Source organism: Petrotoga sp. HWHPT.55.6.3 (assembly GCF_002895495.1).
Classification (GTDB): domain Bacteria; phylum Thermotogota; class Thermotogae; order Petrotogales; family Petrotogaceae; genus Petrotoga; species Petrotoga mobilis.
Genome location: NZ_AZRJ01000001.1, coordinates 102,136 through 113,727 on the forward strand (window position 1 = coordinate 102,136; position 11,592 = coordinate 113,727).

At 31.9% G+C, this 11,592-nt stretch carries 4 protein-coding genes and 2 CRISPR repeat arrays; all 4 genes read left to right on the forward strand.

The genetic code is table 11. The features are described from left to right. Nucleotides 1–16 precede the first annotated feature (16 nt). From X926_RS00445 to X926_RS00460, 4 genes are read left to right on the forward strand one after another with little or no spacing between them, the layout of a single operon-like run. Nucleotides 17–2,776 (forward strand): hypothetical protein, encoded by a 2,760-nt coding sequence (locus X926_RS00445; protein ID WP_103064540.1) that lies wholly within the window; start codon nucleotides 17–19, stop codon nucleotides 2,774–2,776. After that, nucleotides 2,769–7,130 (forward strand): hypothetical protein, encoded by a 4,362-nt coding sequence (locus tag X926_RS00450; RefSeq protein WP_103064541.1) that lies wholly within the window; start codon nucleotides 2,769–2,771, stop codon nucleotides 7,128–7,130. The genes X926_RS00445 and X926_RS00450 overlap by 8 nt, the downstream gene beginning before the upstream one ends. 1 nt (nucleotide 7,131) lies before the next feature. After that, entirely contained in the window at nucleotides 7,132–7,911 is a 780-nt protein-coding gene (locus tag X926_RS00455) for a hypothetical protein (RefSeq protein WP_103064542.1), read from the forward strand. Then, a complete protein-coding gene (locus X926_RS00460) occupies nucleotides 7,908–9,287 on the forward strand; it encodes a sigma-54 dependent transcriptional regulator (protein ID WP_103064543.1) in 1,380 nt (459 codons plus the stop codon). Before X926_RS00455 ends, X926_RS00460 begins: the two co-directional genes overlap by 4 nt. 446 nt (nucleotides 9,288–9,733) lie before the next feature. After that, a CRISPR array of direct repeats spans nucleotides 9,734–10,035; the repeat unit is 30 nt; unit sequence GTTTTTATTCCTTAAAGGTAGGATAGGCAC. A gap of 459 nt (nucleotides 10,036–10,494) precedes the next feature. Further along, nucleotides 10,495–11,263: direct repeats of the CRISPR family, unit length 27 nt; unit sequence GTTTTTATTCCTTAAAGGTAGGATAGA. The last annotated feature ends 329 nt before the right edge of the window (nucleotides 11,264–11,592 follow it).

The following is an 11,592-nucleotide window of genomic DNA, read 5'->3' on the forward strand; positions in this document are numbered from 1 at the left end:
TTGTTCAATCAAGGGGGTGATTATTATAAGTTATGAAGTTGAAAAGAAATATTTATTGAATCAAAGTACTTTTAATAACTTACTTAAGTCAAAAAAGCATAGTAAAGTTGGTATTATCCAATGGTATGTTAGCGATTCTGAAGACACGAGGTACAGATTAACTATAAAAAAGTTACCAACAGGTTTCTATCAGGAATGGACATATACATCTAAAAGTAGTGGTTTAGAAGAAAGGGAGGAAATAGAACGATCTGTATCACCTCAAGAGATTGCTGAAAAATGGAATTTACTGAAAAGCTTCAAAATGGTTGCGAAGATTAGATATATCTTGCAAAAGAATCCCGAAATTGTCATAGACGAATTCTTAAAACCGTTTGAACATCAGTTAGCTGTTAAGGATCTAGAATACTTAATGGAAGTAGAAGAGAAGGGCGAGGTAAAGAAAAAAGACTTTAATGAATACTTGAAAGACAATGATTATCCTGTTGAAAATTTTATTGAAGTCAATGATAATTTTGAGAAGTACAAAAACAAAAATCTAGCTACAAAGTTCGAAGTTAAGGATAAATCAGTATTTGATATTATTGAATTTGTAAAGAACAGATTGAAAGGTGATATAACGTTAGTTATAACTCAGGGAAGATCTCTTACTGCTAATGGTAAGAAAAATGAGTATGAACAAGTATACACCGAACTAGAAGAACTTTTTATCAAAGAAGAGTATGATAAGATCAAATTTTTTGAAATTCCATTTGGGATATCTGCCGAAATAGATACTTATGATTTGATTAAAAATATGGGATACAAAATTATAAATATTGTTCTTTTTACTCAACCAGATTTTTTTGGACAACCTAATAGCAAAAGCAAAGATATCAAAAAAATAGGTAAAAGCCATACTTACTATGATGAAAATAATTCTTGGGAAGGAGCAATGTTGAAATGTATTTTTGAGAAGAAATACAATTTAAACGTTGAAATTGCTCCTTTGAAAAATGTTTTATCGAGGGATCTTTTTGACCTTAGTTGGAGTAAATTGGATGAAGTTTTAAGCAAAAACTCTAAAGATCAATTCATAATCGATGTGACTGGCGGCCAGAAAAATGTGGGGTTAGTCATAGCTATTTATTCGTTATTCAAAAATATACCTTTTTATTATAAATACGAAAAGACTAATCTGGAAGAATTTCCCGCCTTTGGCCTTGATTGGGATTATGATTACTTCGATAATATCTATTCAATAGTGAAAACTTTGAATTTGAATGAGAATGATAAAATATTGGATATAAAAGATTTTTTAAATTTACCTGAAGAGATTGCCAATGTTTTTTCTTTCATAGACTCATACCAACTGAAACCATTTTATCCTTTGGCAAGAATTTTAAGTGATTATGAGGAAAAACGAGAATTGCCATTTGGCATTGGAAAGAATCTACTCGATGTTTTTGAAGTTGATGATGGCAACAAAGAAAAAACAAGAGAACTGAAAGAATACATTGAGAATATGATTATAACTAAGTGGTCCAAACAGTGGATAGGGGATCTTATACCTGAGACCGTTGAGCATTCACAGAGACATAGTAAGAGATTAATGGATTTTACCGCCAGTTTAATAAACATCCTTTCAGAGGAAAAATTCTTACCGGAAGATATTAGCGATGGTTATTACGGAGATACGGGGATAAAGTACAAATATGTATTTTATTTTATTTTAATTTTAGCCCTCAATGTTCACGATTTAGGACATACATACTCAAAGTTTAAACTCAATGATGGTAATTTTGTATACCTTGATAAATATCCTTCTTTGGTTAGGGATTTGCACAATGAGCTTTCCGTTCAATTCATAGATGAGTACAAGAATGAAGACAGTATTTTTAATATATTTGAGCCAATTGGTGAGAATGATGTCGATTTAAAAAAACTTTTTGGAAATAAAAAAGAAGAGATTTTAGAGGCCGTTAAATTAATCTCCAAGTATCATAGAGGGTATTTACCGATAGATAAAGACAGAGAGTCAAAGAGTAAAGAGTATGTTCAAATTTTTGGTATCGATACGACTCCATTAAAGGAATTACTGGAATCTGGAAGATCACCAATTAAAGACGAAGAACTTAAAAAGTTAGTTATACATGCCGCAAGGTGGCTGAAGTTTATAGACGGAACAGATGTACAAGCGGATAGGATCGTAACGAATTCTTACCATAGTGCAAGATTGAAAAGAACAAAGTTTGAAATTTTAAGTTTGATCGATAAATACGAACTGAATTTTCCAAATTCAGTCAATTTAAAAACTCTCAAAGAGTTAGTAAAAAAAGTTTCAGTAGGGCCACTAGACACAGCAAACGCAAATGAGCAACGGAAGTTATTCGCTGACATTAAAGATAAGTCGCAAGCTTTAGAAACGCAAGTTTATGAATATATAAAAAAGCAAATATCGAATGGAAATTATAGTATAAATAATCCAGAAATGGAATTATTGGATACAATTGCTTTTAAATCTTTACAGTTTGAGCATTTTGAAAAGCATAGAAATATTGCTGCGATTTATCCGTTGTGGTTGGAATGGTATAACGATGAAGACGCACAAGAAATTTATTTACACTTGAATCTCATTAAAAATGTTGCAAACAACGACGATACGGAGTTTAAAGACAAAGTAATAGAGGAAATTAAGAAAGATATAAAAGGGGAGTTGGAAGGGGCTAACTTAAGAATTATGGGAAAGATACTCAAATTATCCTTCGATAAAAAGGCGGTAAGATCATATGATTAAAGATTATTATAAACCATTTGTTGCAGATGATTGGAAGCCTATTGTGAAAAATTATATTGACTACATTACTAAAAACTTGGAAAAAGATGTTGAAAAGAAAAATTTAAATAGTAAATTAATTGAAAAATTAAAAAACAAAGATATTAGGAGATTCGAAAAAACCGCTGAAACCTTGGAAGATGATTGTACTAGATGTGGGCTTTATTCAATCGAGGTTAAAGATGGAGAGAATACCTTGAGAGCAGAGGATATCCAAATCCTGTATCCTGATGAGGATGGGTATTTTAAACACAGAAACAGAAAATTGTACACACCTTGGGTTATTTTTGATGGATATGAAATAGATGCCACTTCAGAATCAGATTCTGATGAAGAAAAAGAGGAGTCAGTAGGAAAAGTTTTGGACTTAAGCAACAAACTGATAATCCCAGGATATTATTTGGCTATTTTAAGTACGCTTGTAGGTGTTCTAACTGAAAAAAGATCAAATAAAGGTGCAGACAAAACTGAAGTTAGATTCAAAAGGATAAATAAATTAAGTGGAAAGATAGGGGTATGGATATATAAGTATTATACTATAAGTAAAGGAAAAGATTTGTTTAAAAAGGTCCCGATATTCTTTATCCCTGATGAACTAAATTATATTGAGTATTATTCTAACCCTCGAAAAGTCGTATACCCAAATGAACTAGTAAACAAAAACCTTCGATTACCTCACGAATCTCACCTTGGAATAGTCGACCTTCTTGAAACTCCAGAGTCTGAAAAAATAGGACTTACCTTAAGCCTGGTTGATTCAGAAAACTTAAGATACAACATAGATAAATTCCAATTTTTTAATGATTCGAGTAAAAATACTGCGGAAGATTTATTATCTTTTGCAAGTTATCAGATACCATTCATTTTACATTCTGATGGTGCGAGGATTTTGATGGGTTCAAAAAACCTTAAACAAGCAATAACTCTTGATAAAGCAGAAGAACCTTTCCTAAAAACAGGTAAGGAAAAAGGTAAAGTTGGGATAAACGCCTTTGTTGGATATGGTTTGTTTGAAGGATTCAACTTTGAAGATGGTATAGTTGTTTCAGAAAGTTTCGCAAAAAAAATGCAAACTACGGTACTTGAAGAAGATAAATTCAATGTTGAAGTTGAAGCAGTTAAATTCCCTAAAATGGTTGGAGATAGCTGGATTTATGACCAAACAAAAATAATCTGGAAGATCAAAGAAAATCAATCTGTTAGCTATGGAGATGTCTTGTTTGAAGTGAAGAGTCCGAAATACAAAAACAATAAAAAATACACATACCAAGGAAAGTATCAAGCCATTGTTAAAAGTATTCCTCATACTCCAGAGAGACCTTTTGAAAATTATAGCCTTAGTGGCGAGCCACAAACTGAGGTTGAAATACGTGTTGAGTACCAAGTTTTTAAACCACTTGAAATCGGGGACAAAATAATGGGCAGGCACGGTAATAAAGGAACAATAACACTAATTTTGAGTGATGAAGAAATGCCTAAAGCAACTGTAAAGGACAAAAAAATACCACTTGATGTGATGCTTTCCCCTTTAGGGGTAGTCTCAAGAATGAATCTTGGACAGTTATATGAAACTCATAGTACAATGGCACAAAAGTTTTCCGATTTCGAAGATTTTAAAAATGGTGTGTCTCCTTTTGAGAATGGGTACAATAAGAAAGATAAAGTTTTAGAATCTTTAAAGAAAATTGGGGCGGACGATTATGGAAGGTTTAGGGTAAGTTATAAAGATAAAAACTGGTATTTAACCGTAGGATTTCAATACTTAGTGAGATTAGATCATTGTGTACGCGATAAAATACACTTTGTACATAAAGCTTCTGAAGGACATATTAACAAACAACCCTTAAAAGGAAGATCAAACAATGGTGGTCAAAAAATCGGTGAGATGGAATTTTGGAGCCTATTTAGTTACAACAATAAAAATCTGATAAACTTATTTGCCAACAAAAATATTGACGAATCTGAGTTAGGTGATTCTACGAACGAGACTCCTTTAGAATTCTTCTATTCAATGATGGAAACCTTTGGTTACTCAATAAATCATGATAATCCTATGAAATCAATATTTGAAAATAAATCACCAGATAAAATTGAACTAAACAAAGAAATAGAAGAATTCCTTTCCCAAAAGTTAGGAAAAAATAAGAACTTATTGAGAATTCCTTCTTTTTTAGCTAGTGTTTTATATCTCAACGGTTATTTTAATAACAAAGAAATAAAAGATTATTTTGAACAAATAAAAGCGTCTTTCGAAGCTATCAGGGGAGAATGGAGAAAGGCTTATGAGCCGATGAAAGCGAGAGAAGACTACTCGATTAAGACATGGAAGCAAGAACAGCCAGTATTTTACAATAACTTTAAAAGCTATGTTGAAAAATACTTCAAAAATTATGTTGGTGAAATAAACAATGACGAAAAAAGTATAAAAGCAGTATATCAAGAAATTGAAAAATTTGTATCTTTGTTAAATGCAAATGAAAACTCTCGCTCGAAGAAAAACAATGAAACTCTCAAAAAGGTTCTCTCAATAATAAAAGAATCGTTATTCCAAAAAGAAGGCTATATCAGATCTCATATGGTAGCCAGAAGAATACATAACTCAGGAAGGGCTGTTATCACTCCACAACCAAAAGACAACATTAAATACTATTTAGATCAAGATATTCCTCTGGATATAAATACAGTTATATTGCCGATTGAATTTGGCCTTGAAATATTGAAAAATCATGAGCATATCAAATGCAACGTTATGGAAATATATAGGGCACTAAAAGGAGATTATAAAAAGAGAATAGAGGTTGCAAAATGCCTTAACGAGATATTCTCTGACGGAGCCCTAAAAAATAACTATGTGATTTTGAACAGGCAACCCTCTTTGCACAGACACTCTATGCAATCCTTTAAACCGCTTTTTTGGCAAAACTATACTATTGGACTACCGATAATCGTATGCGAAGGGTTCGGAGCAGATTTCGATGGAGATACCATGGCGGTTTACTATCCTTACGAGCAAAGTGAGGAAATCATGCAAGAACTGTACAAAATGCTACCTTCAAATAACCCGTTCAAACTTGGAGATGGTAGCTTAAATTATTCGATAGACCAAGATATGGTTTTTGGATATTATACCATTACTGGAAATGATAAAAACACAATGAAAAAAGAATACTCTGAGAAGTTTAAAAAGTTGATTCAGGCAAAACAAAATGAAGATATTCCTGAACTTATCAACCAAGAAATTATAAATGGCTACTTGTTAAATTCTATGGAAAATAACTTGACCCTCTCAGTTTATGAAATAGAAAAAAACGAAGAAGAAAATAGCATGAAATATATAAAACAAAGCAAGTGCAGAGGCAAAGATGAGCAATTTAAACAACTTTTTTTAGAAATCGAAGAGGTTTCAAATAGCAACTTTCTTGAAGGGATTCCGATAGACGATTATTTTGAAGCAGACAAAAACAAGGAATCTATATCGAAGAGATCTCGACGAACTTTAATGGACAAAAAGCTTCTTGTTGCACAAGCCGGATACTTTACAAGAAAATTAGTGGAATTTCTGGGAAATCTTTACGTAGGAGAGTTTGATGAATACAACGAAATAACGCTTACCAAAAAAATCATAAAATCTTCAGGTGAAGACTCAAAGTATAAGTTCGATTTGACTGAATATATGGGAAGATACTTCATTAGAGACGGAAAAGAAGTAAAGATAGATGAAAATACAATTGAAGAAATAATTCAAGTCCTTGAGTCTCGGGGTGAATTAAGAATCTGTTCTCCAAAAATAATTGAAAAAGATAATAAAAGATTCTATGTTTCAAAGAAATATTTAGGTCATGATATATCCACATTAAAAGAATTCGAAACAAACGAGTATATAGGTCTTTCTGCTGGACATGTTCTAGGAGAGAGGGGAACTCAACTTTCTATGCAAACTTTTCACACTGGTGGTAAAGGTATGGATATGAACGTTATAAGCTCAAAAATCTTTAAATTAGCGTTTGATGAAAAAACTTTTGAAGATTTTATCTATGGCATAGAAAATAACCCGACTCTCAAGCAAGATAAAGTGTTAGAAAACATCAAACTTAATCCGATATATTTTGAATTACTTTATTCCCTTGCTCAATTTTTGAAAGAAAAAGGAATCAAAAGTGCCAAATCGTATTTCATGGATTTTAATACGCGTGGACCTTTAACGGTTATGTCTTTCGAAAATGGGATGAAGGTGTTAAAAAATATAGAATTTAGTAAAGAATATATTGAAACTCATCCGAGAACCAGTTATACCTTTTATAACGAGGTGAAATAGAATGGGATCTAAAGAAAAAATAAAAGAAAAAGCAAAAGCTAAAGTATTTTATAGTTTCGACATTGACGAACCAGAAACGAATAATTTCGATGATGATGAACCTGCCTTGGTTGAAGAAATAGACGAAGAGGATCAAACAAACAAAGAGCGTTCACAGCAAGAAAGAGGCGATTATTCTTTTGAAACCCCATATGTCAGTTCAAGGAAAATACAATACGAAATTTTAAAGACAAACAAGGGGTACAAAATTATTAATTATCTAAACTCTGATAAAATTGCAAATGATATACAAAAATATTTAGATTCTTTTCCATTATGTGTTAATATAACCAAAGAAAGATTGGAAGGAATTTTCGTCACTAAGAGAAACAATAAAGCTGGTTTCAAAATTGATAAGAATTTGAATCATTACCACAACATTATGCTTCCAAATGGCGAAGTGATCCCACTTGTCAATTTAGTAAGAAGCGGTGGAGGTCCTATACCACGAAGAATTAATAAGTACTGGGAATACCGATCGCGTTTTTATAGCATAAGTATAAAACAGAAGTTTGACCAGGTTGAAAATTATTTTGATTCCGATACCATAGAGAAGATAGAAAAAAGTGGAAATATAGAAAAAGAAACGTTCTTACATATCTTAAACAACATTTTTTCTAACCATTATTCAACAAGCTACAAAGATTTCAAAGAGTTTATAGAAAAAAATTTAGAAGAGAGTGATTTAATTAAATCAGAATTAAAAGAAATATTTTACTACGTGAAGGAGAGGAAAAAATGATTTACTTAGAAGATACTTCTATCATAGAAGATATTATTGACTCGTTACAAAAACAATTTGATGAAAAGAAAGAAAAAGTAAATGTAAAAAAGTTATTCACCAATAAAATCTCATCAGACGTTACTCTCTACATTGCGGATCAAAATTTCTTACAAAAAAACGAAATTGATAGCAAATGCAGCTTTATTCTATTTGTCGACGACTCTGTAAAACCTGAAGTTTTTGACCTGTTTCTTCAATATGAAATTATAGGTATATTCAGAAAATCTCGCTTAGAGTTTGAATTCGAAGAAAAAGGTAAACTAGAAAAGTTACTGAAAGAGGAGATAAGGAAATTAAAGAAAAACTATCAAGAAGACAATGATTTTAACGAAATAACTAGAAAAATTCCTTACAAAAATATAAAAAATTGGAAATTCAAATGCTCAGTCAAATCAAAAGAAGAATTGGAAAATTTCTACAAAGAAAAAAAGTATATCAGCATTTTTTTAGATTCCAGCATGAGAGATTTTTACCATAAGTTAAAAGTTATCATTGATGATATAGTTAACTCGATTGAAAAGTATTTTGATTATATAAAGAATGTAATGAATGAAATCAAATATATCGATGATGATTTAAGCAGATTCGATAAATACCTTTTGGAAAATCTGAAAGATACCTACAAATTACCTTCCATTTTAATAGAAGGTGAAACTGGAACAGGAAAATCCTTGATAACAAAAATAATACACGAGGCAGTTTATAAAAGGACTGAAGATGACAGAATAAAATACTATCAATTTTCCTTAGTTAATATGGAACAAAATCTTATCGACTCCGAATTGTTTGGAACAAGAAAAGGAGCTTTCACAGGGGCAATTGACAGGAAAGGTCGATTGATGGAAAATATTTTTGGAATTGTTTTTTTAGACGAAATAGCTGAAATACCGTTTTCTACGCAAGCGAAATTATTATTGTATTTAGATGAATATAAAATCACACCAGAAGGGTATGATAAGGGAGCTATACCTGTACCGACCTTTCTAATGGCTGCGACAAACAAAAACTTACCCAGTGAGATTCAAAAAGGTAATTTTAGAAGTGATTTGTATAATAGGTTCAAATACAAGATTTCTATTCCCTCATTAAAAGAAAGAAAAGAGGACTTAAGATTTCTGATTAGCTTTATACTTCAAAGTCCTTTTATCAATTATGTTGATGACAATCTTAATTACGCAGTTGACAAGATATCGCTTGAAGCCATTGAAAAACTTGAAAATTATTCTTACCCTGGGAATTTTAGAGAGCTTGAGTCAATTCTGAAAGCTGCGGTTAATGACTGCGTTATTAAAAAACAATCAATATTACTACCAGAAAATATAAGAGGAATTTAACAAGGATAAAAAATTTTTTCTCCAACATCTTATCCCTCAAGGAATGGGGAGAGCTCCACCCTATATCGCCAATCACCTTTCCCATTCCCTTATTATTCAGCTTCTTAGCGATCGATATTACTAATTCTGCCGTTTCATCCATTACTTTTTTTGCTTCTTCCCTAATCTTCCCTATCTTAATATCGCCTCTTGTGTAAATTGAATACAGCATGCATGAATTAAATAAACATTAAATCAACCCTCTTTTTTAGCAAAAAAGAGGGATTGCTTCAATATTCCTAACAACTCTCAAATTTCTTTAGGAGAAAGAATTTTATGCTGGTTGTCCTATTCACTTATCTTTGGTTCGGCTTTATAAGTCATTTACGTAGAACATCGTTTGCAAAGCAAACGAGGTCAGGGAAGAGTTTCTAAAGCATTATGAAAAGCGTTTTGCAAAAGGCAGCAAAATTATTCCTTAGAGGTAGGATAGACACCAGCATCACGTAATTGCGTATAAAGCCCAACTAAGTTATTGTTTTTATTCCTTAGAGGTAGGATAGGCACGTAAGAACTAGATTAGCTATTATGAAAAATCTAGGTCTGTTTTTATTCCTTAAAGGTAGGATAGGCACTAAAAATCGAATATTCTATTATTACCATTGGTATCAGTTTTTATTCCTTAAAGGTAGGATAGGCACGTTATGATGTGTGGGAGTGGAAGTTCAAGAGCATAGAAGTTTTTATTCCTTAAAGGTAGGATAGGCACCCATAGGTTCACGATAAAAAGTGTATCATAAAAAATTACATTTGTCAAGCAAAACTTTGAGAAATTGTTAAAAATCGATTTAAATACCTATTGAATAAGCCTTGTGCTTTTTAGCACTTGTCTGTCGATCCCCTGGAGTTTTTACCTTATTGGAGGTCGACAGACATTTTTTTATATCTTTTTCTATTTCAGGTTAAATATATAAATATTAGTTAGTTGGAAGTTAAACTGATTTGCTTATTTTTTTAAAGTGAAGTTATAGGGACCGAAGAATTGTTTATTTACTTCGTAAATGAGGAGATGGAAATTGTTTCTAAAGCATTATGAAAAAAACGTTTTGCACAGAACAGCAAAATTTATTCCTTAAAGGTAAGCTAAGGCACGAACGTCGTTTGCGGGGCAAACGAGGATAAGAAATAGTTTCTAAAGCACTATGAAAGAGCTTTTGCACAAAGCAGCAAAATTATTCCTTAAAGGTAGGATAGATACTTTCGGAAACTATGAAGTAGAAGAAGTTTATCTCAGTTTTTATTCCTTAAAGGTAGGATAGATACTTTCGGAAACTATGAAGTAGAAGAAGTTTATCTCAGTTTTTATTCCTTAAAGGTAGGATAGATACTTATAGTATGTTGTATTTGGGAAATGCGTTCAGTCTTGTTTTTATTCCTTAAAGGTAGGATAGATACAATTAGGAAGCGTTGTATATGCTATGGTTGTTGCTTAGTTTTTATTCCTTAAAGGTAGGATAGATACCCATAAAAGTAACACCAGTAGACAGGGAAGAGATTCCCGGTTTTTATTCCTTAAAGGTAGGATAGATACAAGTGAGGAACTAAATATTATAATCACAGTTTTAAAAAAGTTTTTATTCCTTAGAGGTAGGATAGACACAGAGGGTGACTCAATATTATACAGAGGTAAGTGAGGAGTTTTTATTCCTTAGAGGTAGGATATACACCCGAATAGATCCACTAATTGTAGCTGCTATTATCCAAGTTTTTATTCCTTAGAGGTAGGATAGACACTTAGTTAGGGTCTTCTATGAAGATCCTCAAAAAGCTATGTTTTTATTCCTTAAAGGTAGGATAGACACTGATTTTACTAACTATCTTGGAGCGTGGTTTGGAGTGTTTTTATTCCTTAAAGGTAGGATAGACACCATCTCCTGTGGATGTTGAGGAAACACCTTCTCAACAAAGTTTTTATTCCTTAAAGGTAGGATATACACCCATAGGTTCACGATAAAAAGTGTATCATAAAAAATTACATTTGTCAAGCAAAACTTTGAGAAAATGTTAAAAATCAATTCAAAGACTTATGGAATACTCCTTGTGACTTTTAACACATGTCTGTCGATCCCCCGGGTTTTTTATCCTATCGGAGGTCGACAGACGTTTTTTTATATCTTTTTCTGTTTTAGGTTAAATAGATGAAAGTTAGTTTTTTGGAAGTTAATCTAAGCGGTTTTTTGTTTAACTTGAGGTTGTGCGTCGTTGCGTGGTACGTCGTTTGTGGGGCAAACGAGAGTATGGAAAAAGTTTTTAGAACATTATGAAT

What these genes read in the sequence shown, in the direction of transcription:
- X926_RS00450 (WP_103064541.1), top strand. Translation starts at nt 2,769, where the DNA reads ATGATTAAAGATTATTATAAACCATTTGTTGCAGATGATTGGAAGCCT.
- X926_RS00455 (WP_103064542.1), top strand. Translation starts at nt 7,132, where the DNA reads ATGGGATCTAAAGAAAAAATAAAAGAAAAAGCAAAAGCTAAAGTATTT.
- X926_RS00460 (WP_103064543.1), top strand. Translation starts at nt 7,908, where the DNA reads ATGATTTACTTAGAAGATACTTCTATCATAGAAGATATTATTGACTCG.